At 21.2% G+C, this 24,869-nt stretch carries 36 protein-coding genes; 15 read left to right on the top strand and 21 right to left on the bottom strand.

Going from position 1 to position 24,869, the window contains the following annotated elements; genetic code table 4:
• Window positions 1–17 precede the first annotated feature (17 nt).
• Window positions 18–245: an IS630 transposase-related protein gene (locus ABWV63_RS08040; RefSeq protein ID WP_353305925.1), complete on the bottom strand. Its 228-nt coding sequence runs from the start codon at window positions 243–245 to the stop codon at window positions 18–20.
• A gap of 431 nt (window positions 246–676) precedes the next feature.
• Between ABWV63_RS08040 and ABWV63_RS08045 the strand changes: the two genes are divergently transcribed.
• From ABWV63_RS08045 to ABWV63_RS08055, 3 genes are all read left to right on the top strand, one after another.
• Window positions 677–1,165 (top strand): hypothetical protein, encoded by a 489-nt coding sequence (locus ABWV63_RS08045; RefSeq protein WP_353305926.1) that lies wholly within the window; start codon window positions 677–679, stop codon window positions 1,163–1,165.
• Between the two features lie 431 nt (window positions 1,166–1,596).
• Entirely contained in the window at window positions 1,597–1,719 is a 123-nt protein-coding gene (locus tag ABWV63_RS08050; RefSeq protein WP_353305927.1) for a hypothetical protein, read from the top strand.
• Between the two features lie 5 nt (window positions 1,720–1,724).
• Complete coding sequence (locus ABWV63_RS08055; RefSeq protein ID WP_353305928.1) at window positions 1,725–1,922, top strand: hypothetical protein; 198 nt, start codon at window positions 1,725–1,727, stop codon at window positions 1,920–1,922.
• Here the strand turns inward: ABWV63_RS08055 and ABWV63_RS08060 are convergent.
• Window positions 1,915–2,256 (bottom strand): transposase, encoded by a 342-nt coding sequence (locus ABWV63_RS08060; RefSeq protein WP_353305929.1) that lies wholly within the window; start codon window positions 2,254–2,256, stop codon window positions 1,915–1,917. The genes ABWV63_RS08055 and ABWV63_RS08060 overlap by 8 nt on opposite strands.
• Window positions 2,257–2,361: 105 nt before the next feature.
• Entirely contained in the window at window positions 2,362–2,721 is a 360-nt protein-coding gene (locus ABWV63_RS08065) for an IS630 transposase-related protein (RefSeq protein ID WP_353305930.1), read from the bottom strand.
• 273 nt (window positions 2,722–2,994) lie between these two features.
• Between ABWV63_RS08065 and ABWV63_RS08070 the strand changes: the two genes are divergently transcribed.
• From ABWV63_RS08070 to ABWV63_RS08100, 7 genes are all read left to right on the top strand, one after another.
• Entirely contained in the window at window positions 2,995–3,261 is a 267-nt protein-coding gene (locus ABWV63_RS08070) for a hypothetical protein (protein ID WP_353305931.1), read from the top strand.
• The gene (locus ABWV63_RS08075; protein WP_353305932.1) at window positions 3,204–3,419 is read left to right on the top strand and encodes a hypothetical protein; all 216 of its coding nucleotides are present in this window, start codon (window positions 3,204–3,206) and stop codon (window positions 3,417–3,419) included. The genes ABWV63_RS08070 and ABWV63_RS08075 overlap by 58 nt, the downstream gene beginning before the upstream one ends.
• 23 nt (window positions 3,420–3,442) lie before the next feature.
• Window positions 3,443–3,850 (top strand): transposase family protein, encoded by a 408-nt coding sequence (locus ABWV63_RS08080; RefSeq protein ID WP_353305654.1) that lies wholly within the window; start codon window positions 3,443–3,445, stop codon window positions 3,848–3,850.
• 202 nt (window positions 3,851–4,052) lie between these two features.
• Window positions 4,053–4,559, top strand: a complete 507-nt coding sequence (locus ABWV63_RS08085) for an ERF family protein (protein ID WP_353305933.1) — start codon at window positions 4,053–4,055, stop codon at window positions 4,557–4,559.
• 17 nt (window positions 4,560–4,576) lie between these two features.
• Window positions 4,577–4,774, top strand: coding sequence for a hypothetical protein (locus ABWV63_RS08090; RefSeq protein ID WP_353305934.1), 198 nt, complete (start codon window positions 4,577–4,579; stop codon window positions 4,772–4,774).
• On the top strand, window positions 4,767–5,237 hold the full coding sequence (locus ABWV63_RS08095; protein WP_353305935.1) for a hypothetical protein: 471 nt from the start codon (window positions 4,767–4,769) through the stop codon (window positions 5,235–5,237). Before ABWV63_RS08090 ends, ABWV63_RS08095 begins: the two co-directional genes overlap by 8 nt.
• Window positions 5,238–5,244: 7 nt before the next feature.
• Window positions 5,245–5,487 (top strand): hypothetical protein, encoded by a 243-nt coding sequence (locus tag ABWV63_RS08100; protein ID WP_353305936.1) that lies wholly within the window; start codon window positions 5,245–5,247, stop codon window positions 5,485–5,487.
• A gap of 404 nt (window positions 5,488–5,891) precedes the next feature.
• Here ABWV63_RS08100 and ABWV63_RS08105 read toward each other — a convergent pair whose 3' ends face one another.
• Window positions 5,892–6,113 carry a transposase gene (locus tag ABWV63_RS08105; RefSeq protein ID WP_353305571.1) on the bottom strand — a complete coding sequence of 74 codons (222 nt, stop codon included), beginning with the start codon at window positions 6,111–6,113 and terminating at the stop codon, window positions 5,892–5,894.
• A gap of 7 nt (window positions 6,114–6,120) precedes the next feature.
• Complete coding sequence (locus ABWV63_RS08110) at window positions 6,121–6,558, bottom strand: transposase family protein (protein ID WP_353305692.1); 438 nt, start codon at window positions 6,556–6,558, stop codon at window positions 6,121–6,123.
• 154 nt (window positions 6,559–6,712) lie between these two features.
• Between ABWV63_RS08110 and ABWV63_RS08115 the strand changes: the two genes are divergently transcribed.
• Together ABWV63_RS08115 and ABWV63_RS08120 are read left to right on the top strand one after the other, a co-directional pair.
• Window positions 6,713–7,618, top strand: coding sequence for a hypothetical protein (locus ABWV63_RS08115; protein ID WP_353305937.1), 906 nt, complete (start codon window positions 6,713–6,715; stop codon window positions 7,616–7,618).
• A 189-nt stretch (window positions 7,619–7,807) separates the two neighbouring features.
• The gene (locus tag ABWV63_RS08120; RefSeq protein WP_353305938.1) at window positions 7,808–9,019 is read left to right on the top strand and encodes a hypothetical protein; all 1,212 of its coding nucleotides are present in this window, start codon (window positions 7,808–7,810) and stop codon (window positions 9,017–9,019) included.
• 447 nt (window positions 9,020–9,466) lie between these two features.
• On the opposite strand, the gene ABWV63_RS08125 is transcribed toward ABWV63_RS08120, so the two are convergent.
• The 15 genes from ABWV63_RS08125 to ABWV63_RS08195 form a co-directional block, all read right to left on the bottom strand.
• Window positions 9,467–9,604, bottom strand: a complete 138-nt coding sequence (locus tag ABWV63_RS08125) for a hypothetical protein (RefSeq protein ID WP_353305939.1) — start codon at window positions 9,602–9,604, stop codon at window positions 9,467–9,469.
• A gap of 44 nt (window positions 9,605–9,648) precedes the next feature.
• Window positions 9,649–12,456, bottom strand: coding sequence for a hypothetical protein (locus ABWV63_RS08130; RefSeq protein WP_353305940.1), 2,808 nt, complete (start codon window positions 12,454–12,456; stop codon window positions 9,649–9,651).
• Complete coding sequence (locus tag ABWV63_RS08135) at window positions 12,368–13,753, bottom strand: hypothetical protein (protein WP_353305941.1); 1,386 nt, start codon at window positions 13,751–13,753, stop codon at window positions 12,368–12,370. Before ABWV63_RS08135 ends, ABWV63_RS08130 begins: the two co-directional genes overlap by 89 nt.
• Before the next feature lies 1 nt (window position 13,754).
• Window positions 13,755–14,678, bottom strand: coding sequence for a hypothetical protein (locus ABWV63_RS08140; protein WP_353305942.1), 924 nt, complete (start codon window positions 14,676–14,678; stop codon window positions 13,755–13,757).
• A 195-nt stretch (window positions 14,679–14,873) separates the two neighbouring features.
• On the bottom strand, window positions 14,874–15,281 hold the full coding sequence (locus ABWV63_RS08145) for a transposase family protein (protein ID WP_353305943.1): 408 nt from the start codon (window positions 15,279–15,281) through the stop codon (window positions 14,874–14,876).
• 23 nt (window positions 15,282–15,304) lie between these two features.
• A complete protein-coding gene (locus tag ABWV63_RS08150) occupies window positions 15,305–15,520 on the bottom strand; it encodes a hypothetical protein (protein ID WP_353305944.1) in 216 nt (71 codons plus the stop codon).
• A complete protein-coding gene (locus tag ABWV63_RS08155) occupies window positions 15,463–15,726 on the bottom strand; it encodes a hypothetical protein (protein WP_353305945.1) in 264 nt (87 codons plus the stop codon). Before ABWV63_RS08155 ends, ABWV63_RS08150 begins: the two co-directional genes overlap by 58 nt.
• 78 nt (window positions 15,727–15,804) lie before the next feature.
• Window positions 15,805–16,206 (bottom strand): hypothetical protein, encoded by a 402-nt coding sequence (locus tag ABWV63_RS08160; RefSeq protein WP_353305946.1) that lies wholly within the window; start codon window positions 16,204–16,206, stop codon window positions 15,805–15,807.
• Between the two features lie 151 nt (window positions 16,207–16,357).
• Complete coding sequence (locus tag ABWV63_RS08165) at window positions 16,358–17,125, bottom strand: hypothetical protein (protein WP_353305947.1); 768 nt, start codon at window positions 17,123–17,125, stop codon at window positions 16,358–16,360.
• On the bottom strand, window positions 17,125–17,556 hold the full coding sequence (locus ABWV63_RS08170) for a hypothetical protein (protein WP_353305948.1): 432 nt from the start codon (window positions 17,554–17,556) through the stop codon (window positions 17,125–17,127). The genes ABWV63_RS08165 and ABWV63_RS08170 overlap by 1 nt, the downstream gene beginning before the upstream one ends.
• A gap of 96 nt (window positions 17,557–17,652) precedes the next feature.
• Entirely contained in the window at window positions 17,653–17,949 is a 297-nt protein-coding gene (locus tag ABWV63_RS08175; RefSeq protein ID WP_353305949.1) for a hypothetical protein, read from the bottom strand.
• Window positions 17,918–18,205 (bottom strand): hypothetical protein, encoded by a 288-nt coding sequence (locus ABWV63_RS08180; protein ID WP_353305950.1) that lies wholly within the window; start codon window positions 18,203–18,205, stop codon window positions 17,918–17,920. Before ABWV63_RS08180 ends, ABWV63_RS08175 begins: the two co-directional genes overlap by 32 nt.
• 2 nt (window positions 18,206–18,207) lie before the next feature.
• Complete coding sequence (locus ABWV63_RS08185; RefSeq protein WP_353305951.1) at window positions 18,208–19,542, bottom strand: hypothetical protein; 1,335 nt, start codon at window positions 19,540–19,542, stop codon at window positions 18,208–18,210.
• Window positions 19,543–19,570: 28 nt separating this feature from the next.
• Window positions 19,571–20,086, bottom strand: a complete 516-nt coding sequence (locus ABWV63_RS08190; RefSeq protein ID WP_353305952.1) for a hypothetical protein — start codon at window positions 20,084–20,086, stop codon at window positions 19,571–19,573.
• A 102-nt stretch (window positions 20,087–20,188) separates the two neighbouring features.
• The gene (locus ABWV63_RS08195) at window positions 20,189–20,554 is read right to left on the bottom strand and encodes a hypothetical protein (protein WP_353305953.1); all 366 of its coding nucleotides are present in this window, start codon (window positions 20,552–20,554) and stop codon (window positions 20,189–20,191) included.
• Window positions 20,555–20,675: 121 nt separating this feature from the next.
• Between ABWV63_RS08195 and ABWV63_RS08200 the strand changes: the two genes are divergently transcribed.
• Together ABWV63_RS08200 and ABWV63_RS08205 are read left to right on the top strand one after the other, a co-directional pair.
• On the top strand, window positions 20,676–21,818 hold the full coding sequence (locus tag ABWV63_RS08200) for an Mbov_0401 family ICE element transposase-like protein (RefSeq protein WP_353305954.1): 1,143 nt from the start codon (window positions 20,676–20,678) through the stop codon (window positions 21,816–21,818).
• 452 nt (window positions 21,819–22,270) lie between these two features.
• Window positions 22,271–23,305, top strand: coding sequence for a threonine/serine dehydratase (locus ABWV63_RS08205; RefSeq protein ID WP_353307222.1), 1,035 nt, complete (start codon window positions 22,271–22,273; stop codon window positions 23,303–23,305).
• A gap of 161 nt (window positions 23,306–23,466) precedes the next feature.
• On the opposite strand, the gene rpsT is transcribed toward ABWV63_RS08205, so the two are convergent.
• Window positions 23,467–23,727, bottom strand: coding sequence for a 30S ribosomal protein S20 (rpsT, locus tag ABWV63_RS08210; protein ID WP_353305956.1), 261 nt, complete (start codon window positions 23,725–23,727; stop codon window positions 23,467–23,469).
• A 515-nt stretch (window positions 23,728–24,242) separates the two neighbouring features.
• Here rpsT and ABWV63_RS08215 point away from each other — a divergent pair.
• Window positions 24,243–24,851 (top strand): hypothetical protein, encoded by a 609-nt coding sequence (locus ABWV63_RS08215; RefSeq protein WP_342267131.1) that lies wholly within the window; start codon window positions 24,243–24,245, stop codon window positions 24,849–24,851.
• The last annotated feature ends 18 nt before the right edge of the window (window positions 24,852–24,869 follow it).

Raw genomic sequence — 24,869 nt, forward strand, 5'->3', positions numbered from 1 at the left:
ATTGCTGAATTGTACTTTTAAATTCAAAAACTGTTTAAATTACATATTATTATTTTACAATATTTATGAGTAAACATTACTTTAGTTAGATATATATGCCCAGTTTCTTTTTTTCTTTTTCTTCATAAGAATAAAGTCTTTCTAGTAATATTGAACACTTTACAAATTTCTTTAATTTTCATGTTTTTACTTTCATAGGCTTCTATTACTTTTCTTCGTAAGTCTTCACTGTATGGTTTTGGCATAATTTAATCTTCCTAATCTATTTTAAATATTGCTGAATTGTGCTTTTAAATTCAAAAACTGTTGGGCGTATCAAGTTAATGGTTAGATTTAATAAGAACTTAAATGAGAGATAACACTCTCATTTTTAATTGTTAAACAATTATAATTAATTATTTTATTAAACCAGCACTTTATTAAAGTAATTAATTATTACATAACTAAATAAAAATTATGTAGGCTATTGTGCTGTAATTAACCAATAGTAATTTTTGTGTTACTCTTTGAAAATTTAAGAAATTTTGGTTCCCTTCCCCTAGAACCCCTACCCTCCAAGGCTTTGCTGCTGTAAGTAGCATAAGCCTTACGTAGTAGTAAGTAGAAGTATTAGTTAGTAGTATATAAGCCTTTTATCACTGTAGGTGATAAGGCTTATACATAGAAAGGATATGTAATGATTAATGTTAATTTAGATATTAAAAATAAAATTAAAGAAACAACTAAAGGTATGTTATTAGAAATTGGTGAATATGAAACATGATTTCCTATTAAAGATACTATTATTGATACAAAAAATAAAAAAATAGCATTAAAAATAATTGAAGATTTTTATTATAAATTAGGTAAAAAATCAATAACAAAAGATATTGAAAGTATTAAAGGTAGTGATATTTTAAAATATATTAAAAATATTCCAAATATTACTAAGAATGAAAATGAATTAATATCTTGTGAATTTTATGAACAATATAATGGTTATTATATTTTTAAAAATGATAAAAATCAAGAATGTTTTAAATATAACATTACATGAGAACAAAATATGAAAAGTTTTAAAATAAATAATCCATATAACGATAATGATTTAGCAATAAATTATATTATTACACCAATAAAAGATATATCAACTAATAATCACAAAATATTTTATTTAAAGTATTAAAGGAAATTAATATGTTATTAAATGTTGAAAAAATAGAATTAATAAAAAATTTATGTAATGAAAAATTACTTAAAAATAAAAAATATATAGAAATACAAGAAATATTAAAAATTATAGAAAGAGAGGATTAATTATGGAATGTAGAGAATATAGAATTAAAGGTTCATGTGATATTTGTCATAAAAATTCATCATATGGGAATAGAACTTGTAATAAATGCTTTTATAAATTAATAGGTGAAAAAAATGAAATGTAATATTCATAATGAAAAATATATATGATTTTCTGAATTAGAAAATACTTATTATTGTAACAAATGTATTAATGACATGATTGAAGAGGATATGTATTTAACATCAAATAATTGAGATTCTTTATATGAATATTATATTAATGAATTACAATTAGAAAATTTTAAAGGAGTGTAATAAATGATGAAAGATAAAAGTTTTAAAGAAATAAAAAATGATATGCAATTATTTTTTCAAGATATTGAAAATGGTAAATATGGTGAAAGAATTAAAGAATTATTTATACAAAAAGAAAGTAGTTAATAAATATGGTAGCAGCCCCAAAAAAGAAACCAGAAGATTTAATGATTAAACAAATTATTATTCATTTAAGATTTACTGAAAAAGATTATGAAAAATTAAAAGAAATTTGTGAAGAAAAAAATATGAAAATTAATGGATTTATAAGAAGTTTAATTAAAAATGCAATTAAAAAAAATAGAAAGAGTGATTATATAGCTAAATAAAGTAATGTTCACTCATATCTTGAAAAACAAAATCAATCGCTTTTTTAATATTTGGTCAATAATTTGGTAATATTTTTCTTATATTATTTTTTATAGCAAATCAAAAATGTTCAATTGGATTTAAATTAGGAGAATATGGTGGAAGAAATAATAGTTTGCATCCAGCATTTTCAATTAATTGTTGTGTTAATTTAGATTTATGAAACGTTGCATTATCTAAAACTATAATTTGTCCACGCTTTAATAATGGAATTAGTATATTTTTTACATATGATTCAAAAATTTTACTGTTGCAATGTCCTTCAGATGCTAATAGGGCTTTTAATCAGATCAACCATATTTATAAAATTCATTATCATCAATTCCAGATTCATCAATATATAATAAATCTTCATTTATTATTTTAGCTATTTCTTTTAAAAAATCTTCTTGTTTATTTTTATCTCTTTGTTCATATAGAAAAGTTTTTTTTATATGTATAATTTAGTTTTTTGAAATAGTTATAAACTGTTTCTTTAGTCATATCATCAAATTTTTCAATTACTTTTTGAACTGTAACATCTTTATTTTGCACTAAATAATTTTTTAATTCATCTAAATCCTTTGTTTTGTGGCTATGTCCTTTTTGATAATTCAAAATTGGTTTTATATGCCCAGTTTCTTTTTTTCTTTTTCTTCATAAGAATAAAGTCTTTCTAGTAATATTGAACACTTTACAAATTTCTTTAATTTTCATGTTTTTACTTTCATAGGTTTCTATTACTTTTCTTCGTAAGTCTTCACTGTATGGTTTTGGCATAATTTAATCTTCCTAATCTATTTTAAATATTGCTGAATTGTACTTTTAAATTCAAAAACTGTTTAAATTACATATTATTATTTTACATTATTTATGAGTAAACATTACTTTAGTTAGCTATACATATTATTATTTTACATTATTTATGAGTAAACATTACTTTAGTTAGCTATAATTGACATATTCCGTAAATAAATTTTTTAAAAGTCAATTAATAATTTAAAATTTATTTTATAATTTCTTTATTAATAAATTAATAAGGTGTTGATAAAAATGAATTTTGAAAATTTAAAAAAATTAAAAAATGAACAATTTTATAGATATTTTGTTATAAAACGTTTTCATTTTGATGAAATGTTAACAAAATTAATTGAAATAGAAAATTTAAAAAAAACTAAAGGTAGAAAATATAAACTTTCAGTTGAAGAAAGATTGATGATGACTTTAGTATACTGAAAAGAATATTATACTTTTTTTTCCAAATGAGTATTAAATATAAAATGAGTGCATCAAGTTGTTTTCGAAATATTACTTGAGTAGAAAATAAACTTAGTGATGACAAAGATTATCAGTTTTTAAAAACAAAATATAAATCAAAAATTGAGAAAAAACAAGAAGATTTAAATGAATTTCAATTTTATTTAATTGATTCAACTGAAATTGAAATTGAAAGACCAACTAAAAAAAACTACAGTTAGAATATTTTTCTGGTAAAAGTTGAATGTTTTCTATAAAATTTCAAATTATATATGACTTTTTTAATAAAAAAATTGTTGATATTTTTGCTGATAATGGAAAAGTACATGATTTTCAAATATTAAAAAATTCAAATCTTGAATTTTCAGAAAAAACAATAATTATTGGTGATTTGGGATATCAAGGAATACAAAATATTTATAAAAATACTATATTACCAATTAAAAAAACTAAAAATAAAAAATTAACTAAACAAGAAAAAATCTACAATAAAATTATTTCAAAAATTAGAATTAAAGTTGAACATGTTTTTGCTTGATTAAAAAGATTCAAAATTTTAATAAATAAATGTAGAAAAAGTATATTTAGACTTATGTACTTAAGATTTAACTTACTTTGTGAAATTTTTAATAAAACAAAACCATTAAAATAAAAAAATATTTTTAATATTTTTTTAAAAATTTAAATTTTTATCAAGTTAATATAAAAATAATATTAACAATTTTTGTGTTTGAAATATAAATTTATTTTTAAAGTATTTTTTTAAAAATATTAACTTCTATAATTATTAACACTAAAAAATTTATAAATATTATTATTGACAATTGATTAAATTTATTTACGGAATATGTCTAATGAATAATTTATATAAAAAAATACTTAAATTACAATTAGAGATTGGTAGTACACCTAAAAATGGTTTTAATAAATTTGGAAATTATAAATATTGATTATTAAGTGATATTTTTAATAAATTTAAATTATTATGTAAAGAATTAAATATTGTTATCACACATGAAGATATATTAACAACTGATAGAAAAATAAATTATTTAGATACTAAAGAAGTAGAAATAACTTATTTTAAAAGATATACAATTATTGATTTAGATAATGATAAAGAAATTAAATATTTTGATATACTTGCTTGTGCTAAAAATACAGATATAGCAAAAGCAAAAGGTAGTGCAGCAACTTATGCTTATAGATATTTTTTAATGAATTTATTATTATTAAGTGAAGATGAACTTGACCCAGATAATGATAATGTTAATTTAATACAAAATAATAATAAACAACAAAATTATAGTAATAATATAAAAGTATCTAATGAAAAATGAGAACCAAGTGAAAACAATTAGATTATTTTGAAAAATATATGATTACAAATACAGTTTTATTTGATGATTATATAAGAGAAGATATGGAAAGATTAAATCCAATTAATAATAAAGATTTTTTAATATTAATGGGTGAAAATTATTTAAAAGTATTATTTGATAAATTCAAAGAAATTCGTGAAAGATTTAAAAATTTAAAAAATAATAATAAAAATGAGTATAGAAATTATGAATAATTATTTACTTTCAATTGACCCAAGTATTAAAAATACTGGATTGACTTTATGAGAAAATAAAAAACCAATATGAATAAATAATTATATGGAATTTATACATAATATTATTTTAAATAAATTTAATGGTTTATATTGAGAACAATTATCTTTATGTATTGAGCAAGGTTTTATTAATAAAGGTAAAGGTAAAGAAACATTGGAACATTTAAGAGGATTTATTGCTGGTTGATTTAATAAATTAATAACAAAAGATATGTTAGTTCATAATCTGACGTGAAAGAAATGATATAAAAATAGAACTTTTGGAGCATATTGAGATATTAAAAATGAAAAATGAACAAAAGAAACATCATTAGCAATGGCACAAATCATTATTTCAGAAAATGAATGAGATTTTAATATTACTAATCATGATGAAGCAGATTCATTATTAATTGGTTGATATTATTTAAATAAGGAGTAAATAATTAATGCAAAAACAAAAACAAGAAAAAGTATTATTAAAATGTATTGTTAAAGGTTGTAATAGTAAAATATTAGTTACTTTAAAAACTTTAGATATAGAAAGTAGTACAGAGCATTTTTTTAATATGTGTTATTTTCATAAGAAACAATTTAATAATAAAGTAAAAGAAATAAATGAATATTATAAACATAAAAAAAGTTTAAACAAATATAAAAAAAATAATGGTGTAGAATGAAATCAAACTTAATATAAGTTTTTACTCATTAGACATATTCCGTAAATAAATTTAATCAATTGTCAATAATAATATTTATAAATTTTTTAGTGTTAATAATTATAGAAGTTAATATTTTTAAAAAAATACTTTAAAAATAAATTTATATTTCAAACACAAAAATTGTTAATATTATTTTTATATTAACTTGATAAAAATTTAAATTTTTAAAAAAATATTTTTAATATTTTTTTATTTTAATGGTTTTGTTTTATTAAAAATTTCACAAAGTAAGTTAAATCTTAAGTGCATAAGTCTAAATATACTTTTTCTACATTTATTTATTAAAATTTTGAATCTTTTTAATCAAGCAAAAACATGTTCAACTTTAATTCTAATTTTTGAAATAATTTTATTGTAGATTTTTTCTTGTTTAGTTAATTTTTTATTTTTAGTTTTTTAATTGGTAATATAGTATTTTTATAAATATTTTGTATTCCTTGATATCCCAAATCACCAATAATTATTGTTTTTTCTGAAAATTCAAGATTTGAATTTTTTAATATTTGAAAATCATGTACTTTTCCATTATCAGCAAAAATATCAACAATTTTTTTATTAAAAAAGTCATATATAATTTGAAATTTTATAGAAAACATTCAACTTTTACCAGAAAAATATTCTAACTGTAGTTTTTTTAGTTGGTCTTTCAATTTCAATTTCAGTTGAATCAATTAAATAAAATTGAAATTCATTTAAATCTTCTTGTTTTTTCTCAATTTTTGATTTATATTTTGTTTTTAAAAACTGATAATCTTTGTCATCACTAAGTTTATTTTCTACTCAAGTAATATTTCGAAAACAACTTGATGCACTCATTTTATATTTAATACTCATTTGGAAAAAAGTATAATATTCTTTTCAGTATACTAAAGTCATCATCAATCTTTCTTCAACTGAAAGTTTATATTTTCTACCTTTAGTTTTTTTTAAATTTTCTATTTCAATTAATTTTGTTAACATTTCATCAAAATGAAAACGTTTTATACCAAAATATCTATAAAATTGTTCATTTTTTAATTTTTTTAAATTTTCAAAATTCATTTTTATCAACACCTTATTAATTTATTAATAAAGAAATTATAAAATAAATTTTAAATTATTAATTGACTTTTAAAAAATTTATTTACGGAATATGTCTATTACTTTATTTTAAAGTAAATGGGTTTTTATGTTTAAAATAAAGAGGTATAAAATTATGAAATATTTTAATCCAAATTATTGATTTAAATTGTGATTATTAAGTGCACCATTATTTAATGATGAAACTAAAGGCATTAATGCTATGTCAATTAATAATAATAAAAAGATTAAAAGTTGAGCTAGCAAAAATACTACTAATATATCATTATTAGAAAATCAAGAATTAACTTTATCAAATAATCAAACAACTTTATTAAATTTACCATTATGAAATAGTAATTTAACTACACATAATCAACATAATCAAAAAAGTAGAAACAGATATAAAAGACGACCAATTCCACCATCAAAAGAAATTTTTCAATTAAGCGAAAAAATAATTATTAATCAAAATAACCCTAATCAATACAGAAATAGTTTTCAATCAATTCTTGAATCATTAACAAATAATAATATATTAAGAATTGTTTTTGATGATAGTGAAAATAGAAATTGAGGAGAAAATAGTAGGGTATTTAGTTTAAATTCTCAAAATTATGGTTATTTTAGACTTCCAGTCCAAATTATACAAGAACAAAATGGACAAAGCAATCAAATAAATTTAGAATTAGTTTTAAGTACAGATGCTTTATATATTCAAGGCTTTATAATCAATCATCATGATACTGGTGCCCATACATCAAATATTGAAACTTATTATTATTTTAATCCTGATTTAGGAACGCCTTCTGGTCGATATAATCCTCAATTAAGAGAAGTTACTGGAATAACAAATTCTGTAATGTTAAGTCAAATTGGGAATGCTTATAGACATCTTATACCAACTGAAAATAATAATATTAATTGAGAAACTATTTATAATTCTTTTTTAAGATTAACTCATGATATTAATGCTAATATAGAACGACCTTTGGGAAATTTAGCTAGAGCTTTAGGACAAGTCATTTTTGTGACAGCTTAAGCAATAAGATTTCCAAACATTTATGCACGTATTGTCTCACATTTAATTACAAGAAATGAAAATATTAATTTAGAAAGTAATCAAAGAAATGAAATTTATACAATTTTAGTTAATTGAGGCACAAGTTCAAGAGATAGTATATTTAGATGGTTATTACAAATAGCCAATATTATTCAAAATACTCCAAATATGATGATAAGCCCTCCTTCTATGCTTGATTTTACAAGAGCATTAAGTTCACCAGCAGTTCAAGTTGTACTTGGCTATATTGAATTTCAAAGATTAAGAAATAATAGAAGAAACGCAAATTGTCGTAGAGGAAAAAGAGAATTAAAAAATACTTATTGACATGAAAAATTTTGTGATTTAAAACCTAAAATTGATAAAATTCAAGGAACAATTACAGCAATACATAGTGTTAATGATAATTTATTATATTTTGGAACAGAAACAGGATTTTATGTAATTGATAATAGTATTGTTTATAAAAATCCAGATATTTTTGGAGTAACAAAAATATCTAATCGAGGTTGAAAAATTTCTATAACAGATAAAAATTATAGAGTTTGAGATATTGAAAAAAATGAACATCAAAATTGAAGAAAAAAAAGAGCTTTAGATTTTTCAAAAAGGAATAGAAAAAGTTTAATAGAAACTGATATTATTAGTCAAAATATAGATTGTTATATAGATTTATATTATGATATAATAAACAAAAATGAAAAAATAATAAGTAATACTTGATTATCCATAAACAGTAAGTTACAAGGTCATTATTATGAAGAATATCATATTTTTAATTTAGGTTATAATAGTCCCTTTAATTATGAAAAAATAAAATTTTTAGGAAGTGAATGAAACCTTAAAAGAAGTAGAGTTAGTTGAGGTAATGCGGAAAGAGATGTCGAAAAACCATTAAATTCTTTTAATGGTGTTAATATAGCTTCTAAAAGTATTGATTACATTAAAAATATTGATGTTAGGTATTTAGGGCAACATTCTCTTGAAAATATGGATAATGAAAATCAATTTATTTTACAACCAATAACAAATTGAGACAAACTTGAATGAGGGATTTCTATAGGACTATTTGCATATGAAAAACATAATTCTTGAAAAATACAAGTTTTTAGTTCACAATATGCATACCTTGATGTATTTGAAGAGTTATTTAATCAAGATGGAGCGTTATTTACAGGAATTGGAAAAGGTATAAAATTATATAATGATAATTGTAATAATGATAAAAAAAGAAAAAGAGAAATTAATAAAAATGAAACTCAACAATTAAAAAATGTTACTAAATGAACAGATGATTTTTCAAAAAATATTAATAATGAACAACATTTACCAATTGAAAATAAACCTAATTTATCTACAATTAATATAACAAGTTTATAAAAATATAAACAAAAAAAGTTACCAATTAAGGTAACTTTTTAATTAAGTGCCAACCTAACAATCATATAAAGTGAGAATTATTATACTTACCAATTAGGTAAGTTCAATACATTATACATTAATATTTAAGATTGTGAGGAAATATTATTTTGTTTGGATTTTATTTTTTCTTTAACATAAATAATTAATCACATTAATGCAAAAAATAAACTTAATACTATTAATGAAATTGAAATATAAAGTTGTATTATAAAACCAATATTATTGTTAAAATTTGGATTTTCATTTACACCATATGATGCATATTTTCATGCAAAAGCCATTATTATAAATCCAATTGACAAAAAAACAAGATATCGAAAATATTTTACTATTTTTTTTATTTAATCAATTTAGTTTCGTCATTATATTAATGCTCCTTTTTTAAATCAACTTCATTATATCAAATTATCTTTGATTTAATACTATTTTTGAAATAGTTAACTTATATTTTATAATACTTCTTGATAAACTATTAAATCAATCATCATGTAAATAAGGTTTATCATGTGTAGCGATTTGAATTTGATTTGTTATTGGAAACATTTGTATTTTAAACTTAAAATTGCTGTCTGAATTATTATAGAATCCTAAAAAGGTATATATTTTATATCGTTAACATTTGTATCAAAATTATAGCCTTTCATATAACCAGATAATTCATCATTAGAAATTTGATATAAATTATTTATATTTTCTGGAACAGAAAAGATAAAGGATTTACTTTTATATGAATTATATTGTTGAATATTATCATAATCTCGTTTAATTTCATATTCTTCAAATATTTTCATTTTATTTTCTTTAGTGTAGTAAAATAATTCACTTAAATTATATGATTTAAATAATGTTTGATTTTTACTAGGATTAAAATTTTCATTAGTGTTAAAGTTTTTAAATGGTTTTGTCGAAGTTGAACTTCATTCTTCTGTTTCATATTCATAATGCAAATATACATCTATACTTTTATAATATCTTTTTAAATCATTAAAAGTATTAATTAATAAAGTTGGAACTAAGTAATCTTTAAAATTAATATCTATATTTAAAGGTTTAATTAATGAAAAATTATTTTTCATTCAATCTGTATTTGAATAATTTAATTCTACATTTCCATTTCTATGTAGAGTATCATAATGATTTAATGAAACTTCTATACTTGGAATTTTAGGAATTATTATAATAGTTTTTGCTATATTTTGAGGACTTGGTGGTAATATTTTTGCAGGATATGAAAATGTAGTTTCTTCACTTTCTTCATATTCATCATGATTTAATTTATATAAAGTAGTTCAATCAAACATATTACTAGATAATGAACCAATATTACGATATCTAACTTGTGCAACTGATATTTCATTATAATCACCTTGATAAGTAAAAGGATTATCACTATAAAATGTATGTCTTTCTTCACCTTGATGTAATGATTGAGTAACAATTGTATCAATAATATAAGCATAATTTGAACCATCAATAACTCCATTACTTGTAGGATTTCATTGACAATCTTTATCTTCATTTGTAAATGGTGAAGCAATATCTAAAAACTCAGTATCTTCTGCTAATATATAAACTTTATTATTTTTCTTTTGTGATAAATCAACACTTGATATTTGTTCTTTAACTTCTAATTTTTTACCAGTAGTAGCATCTCATTGATATACTGATATTCTATCTGTTAATTTCATTGTCATAGCAGTTGTAGAAACATTAGCACCTAATAATTTACCAATAGTAAAATCATTATCATTTGTAAATGCATTTAAAGGAATTAAACCGCCATTACCAATAATACTTTCTAAATTACTTGTAAAAAATGCACTCATAAAACCATTAAAATATAACATTTTTTTATATTGTTGAACATTTTGAGTAATAACTCAACTACTTCAAATACCTAATGTTAAAGCATTTAATAATTTACCAATTAAAGGAATATCACTTAAAGCAAATGGTAATCATTGATTTGAATCATAAGGAATTTGTATTAATGGTGAAAATACTACACTATTAAAATTTAATATTGCTGACATATATTTTTGGCTTATTTTTGAATAATCAACAGTTGGACTTCCTATAATTAAATGAGTATCTGGGTCTTTATATTTAAAATTACTACTCATATCAACATTATAATTACCCGTTAAATTATTTATATTTCATTCACTATCTCAAAAGAATTTTGCTTCTCCTACTGATGTACCATTACTTAATCTTGCTTTATCTTTATCAAAAGCAAGCATACCTTTAAAATCTTTTGTTACAAATAAATTATCTTGAAAATTTAATGAAGTTTTTAATCATTCTGTAAAATTTTTAAAATTAGTAAATCCCGTAGGTTTTGCATCCATAATATTATAAAATGTAGTTTCTGGATGACTACTTGTTGTTATTTTATCATTTATACCAGCAAGTAAACCACGATTATTTTTAATATCTGTTGTAGATAAATCATTATTACCAGCAATAAATAATCTTCTTGAAGCAAATACTTTACTTTCAAATATTTCTTCGTTATTTTGTTCTATTGGTTCTTGACCTTGAATTATTGGTCTTCCATAATAATAACAACTTGATAATAATTCTAATCCATAACTTTGTCTATGACTATAACGTACACCAATATCACGCATTAAAGTACGATTTAAAGTTACTTTTCCTTGTTGAATAGTTGGGAAAGCATAACCACTACCAGGACTTGCATATTGTACAAAATCAAGTGTATTTTGACCAGTACTTACTACTCTATCATTTAAACTACTAAAAGTTAATACTTGCATACTAAATGCACCATTATAAGGACTATAATAATTTGTTACATTTGGAATATATAATAATTGTCTATCTTGATTTTTACCACTATTACCACCAATATTTTCGTTTTCATCATTAAATACACAAAAAAATTGTAAATAATCATCAATTGTAATATGTTCTTCAAACATTACTAAAGTATATTGTCTTTTTGTTTGTACTGTTTTAAATATTTGATTATTTGGTAAATTACTAAAATCAACACCACTTGTATCATCAATTAAATAAGCATTTCAATAATCACCTATTTTATATTGTTTTGTATAAAATTCATCTTGACCACTAGATTTATGTGTTTCTTCATTAATTTTACCTTTATTTTTTTGATATATTTTTGTACTATTTTTTCAAATACATACAACTGGAGTAGTACCAGTTAATATTAATTCATATTGACCAAAATCACTTATTTTACTATTAATTGGTTTATAACCAGTTTCAGTTAAAGGTATAGCGCCATTATTAATAATAAATGGAAATATTTTTCAATAACTACATCTCTTTATTAATTGTTGATTTTGCTTTAATGCTAGATGTGCTTGTTTCATTAATTGAATTTTCATTGCATTGCTTATTATCATTTATATTATCTCCTAAATGTTTATTTAAAAATTTATTTTCTTCAATAATATTTTCTAATTTTTGTTTTGCCATTAATGTATCAATATTTTCATATAAACTAATTGCTTCAACTACTGACATTGTTCCATTATTTAATCTACTATTAATTAATTCATCTTGTACTAATTGGTCAACCATAGCAATTGGTATAAATTCAAAACTATAAGGTCTTTCACCATTACCATTTCAATATACTTTTCCATTTTCATCTTTAGAAAAAGTTACTAACATATCAAACATTCTATATAAATAAGTTGTATAATGTGTTATTTTTACTTCTGTTGTTTGCATATCAAATTTATTATTCATTAATTTTTTAGTTTTATTTTCATAATTAATACCATTAAATTCATCATAATCATAACCAGCACCATTAAATATTTGTTTTGCTGTACCATTATAATCAAGTCAATATTCACCAAATTTTGGATTAACTTGTACAATATCAACTCCACCATTACCACCTTTTACATAATTTGCAGTAGTAATATTTAAAAATGCATCTTTAATAATTGATTGAAAATCATCACTTAAATTTAAAGTTTTAAATTTTTCATTATCAATAATTCCATAAAATCTAGTTAAATTTAATATTCTTTCTTTTCTTTTTTGTTTAATAATATGTTGTAAATCTCATATTAAATTTCATACTGGTGCACAATCTGGATATGCATTCATTTGTGTACTATTAACATAAAAATGAATTTGTGGTAAATTTGTAATTTCAACAATTGGTAAATAACCAAATGGATTTTTTAATTCATATTGTTGTTTTAATTGACTTTCTGGTTTAATTTTTGATTTTGTACTACCTAATAAAATTTCTCTATTACCATTAAATATTTCAACTTTTACTTTTGAATTTTCTATTGTTACTCATGTTAAACTACCATTATCACTTTGTTCATTCATAAAAAATAATTCTGCTGATTGTTCTTGTTCATTAAATTTAGCAACACGTGACATAAAAATTGGACTTGGTAAAGTTAAACTTAATTCACCATTTTTAGTTAACATTCATATTAAAAAACATTTACCTAATAATGAATTTTGAATACCAAATTGATATAATTTTTCATTTCATTTATCTTTATCTTTTAATTTATTTAAAAAATTTAATAATTCTTTATTTTCACTTTTAAATAATAAACCTTTACCTAATCATAACATTGTGCTTTTATTTGCAATAATTCTAGGTATATCTAATTCTCAAATATCTTCATGTATACTAAAATATTCTGTTGGACTATAATTCATATTATCACTCCTTATTATTAATAAAACTATATTGTTTACCAAGTTCAAATTTAGTTTTATTAATTAATAATTCATTATTTATTTGTTCAATTAATCATTTCATATCATTCATTAATGCATAACAATCACTATCTCAAGTATCATCATATAAATCTAACATTTTAGGTTCATTATTTGAATTTTCTATTTTAGATTTAGATAATCATTTAATTAAACTATATTGCCTTTTAGTTTCTGAACAATTATTTCAATCATAACTTAATATATTTTTAATTAATCCAGTAGTAGTAAAATCAATTCTATCTTTTAAATACATTACTGATTTATCTACTGGTTCAAAATTTAATCAATTCATATTTCTTTTATTTTTTTCTACATTTAAAACATCAATAAATGCTTGACCACCATTACCATAATCAACATAACAAGTAAAACCTTTAAACATAGCAAAATATTTTTGTGCTTCAATTAAATAATAATCAATAATACTATTTGCTAATTCATAAGTATTTTTAAAATGAATTGCTGGTTGGCCATTAATATTAGCATTACTATGATAAAATTCACTTACTTTATGTGCTCTTCTTCCATTATAATTTTCACCAATAAATCATAATGAAGCAGCAGTTGGATGACCATTACTACTTGTTGCCATACCTATATCTAAACCACCAGTTATTTTAGAAACTTGAAAATCTAATGTAGTATTTACTTTATCTAAATATCTTGCAAATATAGCACCTTGTAAAACACTAGGTACACCATAATATCAACTTTGTGGTTTAATAGGGTCTAATTCTTTTAATTCTTCTAAATCATTAATTTTATCTTGTTTTAAATTATGTTCATTTAATTTTCAATTTGAATAATGAAATAATTTAAACATTTGATTTTCTTCTATTGATTTAATTTGTTCATTAGACATATTCCGTAAATAAATTTAATCAATTGTCAATAATAATATTTATAAATTTTTTAGTGTTAATAATTATAGAAGTTAATATTTTTAAAAAAATACTTTAAAAATAAATTTATATTTCAAACACAAAAATTGTTAATATTATTTTTATATTAACTTGATAAAAATTTAAATTTTTAAAAAAATATTAAAAATATTTTTTTATTTTAATGGTTTTGTTTTATTAAAAATTTCACAAAGTAAGTTAAATCTTAAGTACATAAGTCTAAATATACTTTTTCTACATTTATTTATTAAAATTTTGAATCTTTTTAATCCAGCAAAAACATGTTCAACTTTAATTCTAATTTTTGAAATAATTTTATTGTAGATTTTTTCTTGTTTAGTTAATTTTTTATTTTTAGTTTTTTTAATTGGTAATATAGTATTTTTATAAATATTTTGTATTCCTTGATATCCCAAATCACCAATAATTATTGTTTTTTCTGAAAATTCAAGATTTGAATTTTTTAATATTTGAAAATCATGTACTTTTCCATTATCAGCAAAAATATCAACAATTTTTTTATTAAAAAAGTCATATATAATTTTAAATTTTATAGAAAACATTCAACTTTTACCAGAAAAATATTCTAACTGTAGTTTTTTTTAGTTGGTCTTTCAATTTCAATTTCAGTTGAATCAATTAAATAAAATTGAAATTCATTTAAATCTTCTTGTTTTTTCTCAATTTTTGATTTATATTTTGTTTTTAAAAACTGATAATCTTTGTCATCACTAAGTTTATTTTCTACTCAAGTAATATTTCGAAAACAACTTGATGCACTCATTTTATATTTAATAATCATTTGGAAAAAGTATAATATTCTTTTCAGTATACTAAAGTCATCATCAATCTTTCTTCAACTGAAAGTTTATATTTTCTACCTTTAGTTTTTTTTAAATTTTCTATTTCAATTAATTTTGTTAACATTTCATCAAAATGAAAACGTTTTATACCAAAATATCTATAAAATTGTTCATTTTTTAATTTTTTTAAATTTTCAAAATTCATTTTTATCAACACCTTATTAATTTATTAATAAAGAAATTATAAAATAAATTTTAAATTATTAATTGACTTTTAAAAAATTTATTTACGGAATATGTCTATTAAATTTAATATAAATTTAATTATTGGTGGTGCTTTATTTGGTAAATGATGTAATCCAAATCCACCAATACTAGGTATAATTGTTAATCAAATAGCATTACCTCAATTATGTTTTCAATCTACATTTTCGATACCTAATTTAGTAAATTCTAATCAATTTGGTAATATTATTGTTTGTGGTAATGTACTTCATAATGTAATAATTAAAGATATTAATATAAATGATAATAAATTAATTGAATCTAATTGTTTTTTTCTTAATTTTTCAATATCATTTAATAAACTAAAATCATATATTTTTCTATCTTTAATATAATCTCTTCTACCACGTGTAAAAGGAATTAAATAACTAGTTTTTCATTCCGGTTTTTGTATTTCCATTCAATCACCTACTTTCATGTTTTATAAAAATTAGAATTTTGTTTAATTTTTATATATTTATTTGTATGTAAAGAATTTTTTAATAATTGTTTTCTTTCATATCTTCATTGATTACTTCCGATTTCATTTTTAGATAAAGTTTTATATTCTTTTAATTTAAAAAACCTTTTTCTAATCTATTAATAAAATTCATAGTTTTTTGTACATTAATATTATTTGGATAAATTATAGTTGTATCTTGTGAACCATAATATTTACCTTTTTTTGCTAATTCACTTTTAACATATTTTCTTAATTGACTTGGTAATCATTTTCTATTTCAAAATTTTCAAAATATAGTTCCAGCACCAGTACCATTTTTACCTTTTGCTTGTGTCATTAATATTCATATTTCTTGTGGAAATGATGGATAAGTATATGGACCATATCATATTTGTCTTTTATCATTATCACTTTGAAATAATGTTGTTAAAGTTCCAATTTTTAAATTTTTATTATTAACAATAAATCTTCCTTTTTTAAATCATGAACTTGATAATACTTCTCATGCATTTTCTGGTATTTCTTCTTCATTTTCTTTAAATAAATTATCAAATTTATTTACATAATTTTTAACTGTTCTAATTTCTGTTGGCATAATAGAATTTTTAAAACTATTTATTGGTTTTTTTAATTTATTAATTTCATGTTGAAGTATACTTAATTCACTTGGTTTTAATATACTTATTAATTTTTTAAGTATATTTGGATTTAAAAATGAATAAGGTTGATGTATTTCATTTTCATTAACATTTTCACTATCAAATACTGCTTTTAATGATTGATTTTTATAATAATTTTTTAAAGCATTTATCAATGCTGATTTAATATCATTACTTGCTAATGCATAATATATTCATTCAATAATTAAAGGTAACATTATAAACTCATATGATTATAATCTCAATTTAATGAAGCATTATCATGATTTAATGGTACTTCACTCATATTATCACTACCATATTGACTAGTTGTTTCACTATTAATTGAAAATCTATTATCATTAATTAATCTTGCAGTTTCATTATTAAATGGTGTTTCTTGCATTTCTTCAATATGATTTGTAGTTTCCATAGGTAGTAAATTATGGGTTATTTCACTTGCACCAGCAATTATGGTAGGTATTGCATAAGCATTATTAAAATCATTATTTATACCCATAGCAACACCACTAGAAATTAAACAACCACCAGTAGCCATATTTGCAATTTTTCTAATATTTTCAAATCTATTAGGTATTAATTCTGTTAATCCGCTAATAAGATTTGAAATACCATATGAATTTAAACTAATAAATGTATCTCAATCCATTAAATGATCATCAGTACTATTATTAATAAATAATAAATCATCTGGAAAAGGATTAATTGGTGTTGTGTTTGGAAATGGATTAGGATTTGGATTAATTTAATTAGTAGTAAATTTTGCATAATTAACTAAACCAATTGTTCCTAAACCTAGTAATATTTTTTTACTACTATTAATTAATTTAGTTTTAGTATTTGGTCTTTTATTTAAATTTCATATATCTAAACCTAATTTTTTACCAAATAATAAACTATTAATTGAACCTAATATTGGATTATCTATTACTTGACCATAATAAGCGCTTGTACCAATCATTGCTGATAATGGACTAATTGAAGAACGAATTATCTTTAATAAAGTATAATTATTTGATTGTATATTGTCAGAAACTGGCATTTTCATTAACTCCTTTTAATAAATTAGGTTGTTTTTCTGCTTTAATAATTACTTTACCTTCACAATGTATATTATCTCCAACACATATTGCATAACTATCATGTACATCACTAACAATAAAATAACCATTTCTTAATTTAGGATATTCATCTAATAAAATTGCTCTAATATTATTACTTGTAGTTAAATCTGCTGGTTTTGGTGAATAAATAGTAATACGTGCTTTTTCATTAAAATATTTATAAATATATTGCATAATTATTTTTTAGAAAATTTTAATTCTATTTCTTCAATATAATCTTTGTTATTACCAGTCATAGTAGCACTTTTTGATGTAATATTACTAAATATTGCTTTACCTTTTTCATAACCATTATTACCAGCATTTATTATTGCATTTTCTAATTCATCATTAGTTGGTGTATCACCAGCCATAGTTATTTTTCCTAAATTTTTAAAATAAATTAAATCATTTAAACTAATTCTAAAATCATCAAAATCAGCAATTTTAAATGTTACTGGTGATTTTTCTCTTTCTGCTGGAGTTAATTTAATTCAATTAGTTCAACAACGTTTTTGTGCTTCTTTAATTTCATCAGCAGTTGGCATTTTTTCCATAATAATAAATGATAATCAACCACGAATTGCTGTTGTTATACCATAAAGTGCTTTACCTAATGTTTTTTGATTTAATGTATTATTATCAATTAAATTTACTATTTTTTGAAAACTATTAGGTTGTGCAAATGCATTTCTATGTACAAAAACTCCTAATACTTTTTTTAAATCAAATGTTTTTTCTAAATGTAAACCAGTTTTAGTATCTTTAACCATATCTTTATTTAAAAACATATGTTTATATAAAAACATACCAAATACTGATTGTTTATATAATTGACCGCTTGCTACAGTATCTGCTGCAATTTGACCATAATTTAATCTTAAATATGCTTTTGTTAATTGTAACATCGGAGTAAATCCTAATGCGCCAATAAAATCACTTACATTTGTACCAATTTCAGTTTCAGTTATATTTCCTAATAATTCATTCATTTTATCTCCAATTTGATAAAATGCTGCTTTTGCTGTATCTTCTGTCATTTCTAACATATTAATAGGAATTACTTGTGATTTAGCAATACAATAATCTTTAATACCTTGTAAAAAAATACATTCTTGTATAAATAAATAATTTCTTAATGCACTTTCTGCTCATATTGATAACATATTTGCTTTTAATGGAATTGGACTTGACATAAATCTATTCATATCAAAATCTTCAGTTCTTCAATCAATAACTAATATTTGGTCTAAAATAACACTAGTTGTTCTTAATGTTGTTCATTGTTTATCTGTACCAGTCATAACATCATATTTTGAACCTCAACGTAAACGTTCAACAATACGATAATATGCTTCTACTGCTCCAGGTATTTCACTTATTTGTTCTGCAACTGCACTTGCTTTTAAAAACATCATACTTTCATCATTATAAAGTATGCCTTTTACTTGCGCTTCCATAGCATTTAACATTGCTTTATTTCCATTATTACCACCAGTAATTAAACCAGTTGGAACTTGTGGAATAGCCATAATATCTCTCCTTTTGAGAAATATTTAATTATTTACTAAATAAAAATTCTAAAAATTTAATCATTTCTTGTTTAGTTTTTGCACCAACAACTTCTGTATTTTTTAATAATTCTTCATTTTTAGATGTAATATTATTATCTAATTCAAAAAGTGTTTTTGGATTAAAAAACTCTTGTTTAGATTCTTCATTTTTAATAATTTCTTGTTTTTTAATTTCTTTATTATGTAAATTATTATTAAATATTTCTGCATAATCTTCTTTTATTTTATTTAAAGCAGAATGTTTATCAATGTCTTTATATTCAGTATTAATTAATGATTTAACTATTTTTAATTGTTTATCATTAAAACCATTAAATAATTCTTTTTCTTGATATTCATTTACTTTTATTTCATATTCTTTTAATTTATTTTGATATTCATTTAATTTAGGTTCTAATTCAGTTTTAGTATTTTTATAAACAAAATTTCGGTGTTGTTCTAATAAATTTTCTAATTCTTCATTAGTATAATTTTTATTTCTATCTCAGTTAAAGTTTTCCATATTTAACTCCTAAACTCACAGAATGGCTACTGCTTCCTTAATAATAATTATATCATTTTTTCTCTTTAAAATAAAGAAAAAATCTATATATAATATAGACCTTTAATCATCATTTTCTATTTTTCTTGGTTCACTAATATTAATAATTATATTACTTTGTGTGTTATTATTTTCTTCATTAATATCAAATTCATTTGGATGAGATTTTAATCAATGAGTATAAATTAATTCTGGTTTTACTAATGCTTTTTCTAACATATGAGTTGAAATAATACTACGTGCTTTATCATAACTTTTTAAAAAATTACGTTGTCATGGATTGCTTCTGCGTCGGCAATCAAATATAAATTTTCTATCAATTCCAAGTGCATTATTTAATCCTTGTGGTGTTAATATTTTATTTTTAGTTCTTAAATAATTACTAATTGTAACATCATAATTACCTAATTCTTTTCTTTGTTTTGGCATATTATCACCTTATTTTAAAACATATATATTTAATTATATCATTTTACAATTATCATATTTCCATACTTTTTTTCTAAAATTACTATAATCAAAATCATAAATTAAGAAAGGAAATAATATTATGAATTTTCTTAACAATGAACTTAATTATGATGAACTTGATAATCAAATTAAAAATAATGGTTTAAATTATTTAACAAATCTATTAAAAGCATATGATGATTTTTGATATCAAAATATATATGATAAAACTAAATATAAATATGTTAAAACTGCAAAAAGAAGTCCAAATACTCAATATGGTAAAATAAATAATTTTTATCGTAGACGTTATTTAATATTAGAAACTAATAAATATTACTATCCTTTAGATGATTATATAAAACTTAAAAAAAGAAAAAGAACACTTACAAGTTTAGAACATACAATAATAAAAAATTCAGGTAATGGTAAAAGACAATCTGATGTACAAGATATAATAAAAAATACTAATTTTTCTAAAACATATATGACTAATGTAATGAAAAATGCAGTAATAAATGTTCAAAAAATAAAAGAGAAAAAAGTAGTATTACCAACTGAAAAATTATTTATAAATATGGATGATTGTTTTATATCTTCATTATTTAATAATAAAAAACAAAAAAATCGTATTCGTACAATTAGTGCAAATAAAGGTAAAGATTTAGAAAAATCTACTAAAAGTAGAAATGTTTTAAAAGATAAAAAAATTACTTATATTAAAACTAAAAATGGTCAAAGAATTAAAAGACAAGAATTAATTGATAAAATTTATGATTTTCTTCATTTACAATATATTTATAATAAAAGTAGTTTAGTATTTATTGGTGATGGTGCGCCTTGAATTAAAACTACTGCTAAAAAAGAAAATATTCCTTATGTAATTGATAGACATCATGCATTTAAAGCACTTAAAAAAGGATTTATTTTTAATAGAAAAGTAGATAATAAAAAATTAACAAATGCATATGATTTATTTGTTAATGGTGAATATTATCAATTATTAGATTTTTTAAAAGAAAATAAAGTTGATGAGCAAATATATAAATATTTTAAAAATAATAAAGAAGGCGTTATAAATCAAAAAGAAAATTGAAATCAAGGAGTTTGTGCCGAAAGTGATGTTTCACATTTAGTTAAATCTTTAAAAGGATATGATGCAAAAATTTATAATGATAAAGTACTTGATAATATGCTTATAATTAATTGAGCAAGAATTAATAAATTAAATCTTATACTGTAATTTTTTAAAAATTAATAAATCTAAACCTCAATAGTTAGGAATTTTTATTTTAGATAATTTTAAAATAATAGTCTAAAATACTTGATTATATTTATAAAAAGGTATATAATGTAAAAAATAATTAATAATTTAAAGTTGTATTTTATTTAAAGAAAATTAAATTATAACTATTAACTTTACTCACCCAAAACTGTTTAAATTACATATTATTATTTTACATTATTTATGAGTAAACATTACTTTAGTTAGCTATATTTGAGAAATTAGATAGAAACTCAGGAGGAACCATTGTGGAAAATTTAGTAAGTGAATAAATAATTGAAGAAACGTATTCAAAAATTAAAGATAAAATTAGGAAGACAAGTTTGATAAAAGCAGATAAACTTTCTTAGTTTTCTGGTAATAATATATTTTTAAAGTTAGAAAATTTACAAAAAACAGGTAGTTTTAAAATTAGAGGCGCTTTAAATACAATTCTTAATTTATCAAAAGAACAGCAAGCAAAGGGTTTAATTGCTGCTAGTGCTGGTAATCATCCACAAGGAGTCGCTTTAGCAGCTTCAAGTTTAAATTTAGTATCAAAGATAGTTATACCTGTAACAGCACCACTAGCCAAAATCGCTACTACTAAAGAATTTGGTGGTGCTAAATGTACTGTTAAACTTTGTGTTAATATGTTTGATGATGCAATGTCTAAAGCATTAAGACTTGAAAGAGAAGAAGGGTTAACGTTAGTTCATCAATATGATGATAATTTTGTTATTGCTGGTCAAGGTACAATTGGCTTGGAAATATATGAACAAATGAATGCAATGGGTAAAGAAATTGATTATTGTTTATTTCCAATTGGTAGAGGAGGGCTTTTAAGTGGTATTTCAATTTATTTAAAAAGTAAAAATCCAAATATTAAATTTATTGGTATTGAAGCACAAAATGTTGATTCTTATAATCAAGCTTTAAAACAAGGAAAACCATTTAAAATTGAAGGTAAAAGTTCAATTGCTGATGGAATTTCTGTTAAACAAACAGGGGAATTAACATTTAATATTTTAAAGAAAAATGTTGATAAAGTTATTACTTTTAGCGAAGAAGAAATTGCACAAGCAATGTTATTTTTATTAGAAAAATGTAAAATTGTAACTGAAGGTAGTGGTGCTGTTAGTGTTGCTGCTATTCTTTCTAGTAAATTAGATAAAATCATTGGTAAAGATAAAAATGTTTTTTGTGTAATTAGTGGTGGCGATGTTGATATTACTACATTAGGAATAATTATTAATAACGCCTTAATTAGTTCGCATCGACGAGTTCCTTTTTTAGTTAACGGTAAAATTAATAATAGTACTATTAGCGAAATTATTAATATTATTACTAAAAATGGTGCTTCTATTTATAAAATTCACAGTACATTTGATCGTAATAAATTAGATATTAGTGATTTTAGTATTTTTATAGTTATGGATACATCAGATGAATTTAAAAAAAAATAAAATTTTTGCTGAGATTAGAGCATCAAGTTCTAACTTTACATTATTAGCTAAATAATTTTTGAATTTGGTATTTTATTAAAACAAAAATTTAGTTTAAAAATATCAATTATATTTTAAAAAGAGACACTATTAATGGTGTCTCTTTTTAAAATAAATTATAGTTATTTTGCTTTTGCTAATTTAGTCATAATTTTAGATTTTTGACGAGCAGCTTTATTAATGTGATAAATGCCTTTAACAACAGCTTTATCAATTAAACTACATACTTCATTAACAAGTACTGTAGCATTTTCTGCTTTGTTTTTTATTGATTTATCAGCTTTTTTTAAAGCAGTTTTAACTTTAGATTTATAAATTTTATTAATTTCATTTCTTTTTTGGTTTGTTTTAATTCTTTTAATTTGTGATGCAATGTTAGCCATTTTTTCTCCTTTTTTGTTTTGAACATGTTTTATAGATTAATTACAACAAAAATAATTATAACAAAAATCATAAATGTTGTATAATATTTTTTATTTTTTCAGTATAATTAATGTGTTAGCTTTTTGTTAATATTATATTTTAATTTTTTTACACTTTTAATGTCAATTATTTGTTTAAAAACTTTAATGATAAATGTAGGTGTGATAAATAAATGAGTTACTATTTTCGTAACGCTTATAAATTTTCTTACCATAGTATTGGTAGGATTAGAACAAGATTAAAATTGCAAGACTTAAATGATATCCAATTACGTGAATATTGTTTAAAATTGATTAATGAGTCTTATAATATTGAAGAAACAAAAAGTTTTAAATATATTATAGTAAATAAAACACATCTTTATTTTGTAATTAAAAAAGATGTTAATTTAATTTTAACAATTTCACCGATGAGTCCAACTAAACTATTAGCAGTAATCGAGGAAAATTTATAAATCAAAAAAGAGGAATAAAAAATGGGAAATTTATCTAGTCAATGATGAATGTTAGCGCTTATAGGGGTAGTTTTAATAATTTTTATTTTTACAACCATTTCAGCAAAAAAGAAGAAAAAAGAAGAGAAAAAACAACGTCAAAAAGAAGTAAAAAATATTATTAAATCCTTTATGCGTGATGAATTAAAATTGCAACATAAAACAGTAGAATTTGAACAAGTAGTTTCACGTAGTAGTAAAGAATATCGCTATCGTGATGTTTTTGATGTAATTGTAAAATTATATGATTCTAAGAAAAATGATTTATTTGCAACTAAAGCATTTGAGGTAGAAGGATTTACTAAGCAATTATCAAAGAAAGAATTTGAAACAATTTGAAAAGTAAATTGTGAATTGGATTTAGAAGAAACACTTAAGAAAATTGAAATGTCAAAAAAACGTAGTGGTAAAATTAAAATAAAAAGAAAGACAGCAGAAGAAAAAGCAGCAATTAAAAAAGAAAATGAAGCCGTTAAACTTGCAATTAAAGAAGAACGTTTACAAAATAAAGAAAATAAAAAACGTGCTAAAAATTTAGAAAAACCTAAAATTGCAATTCATGATAAATTTTCTGGATGAAAAGATAAATAAATCTTTATTTTTAATTAG

It is taken from the genome of Spiroplasma ixodetis, assembly GCF_040369795.1.
GTDB classification, from domain to species: domain Bacteria; phylum Bacillota_I; class Bacilli_A; order Mycoplasmatales; family VBWQ01; genus Spiroplasma_E; species Spiroplasma_E ixodetis_B.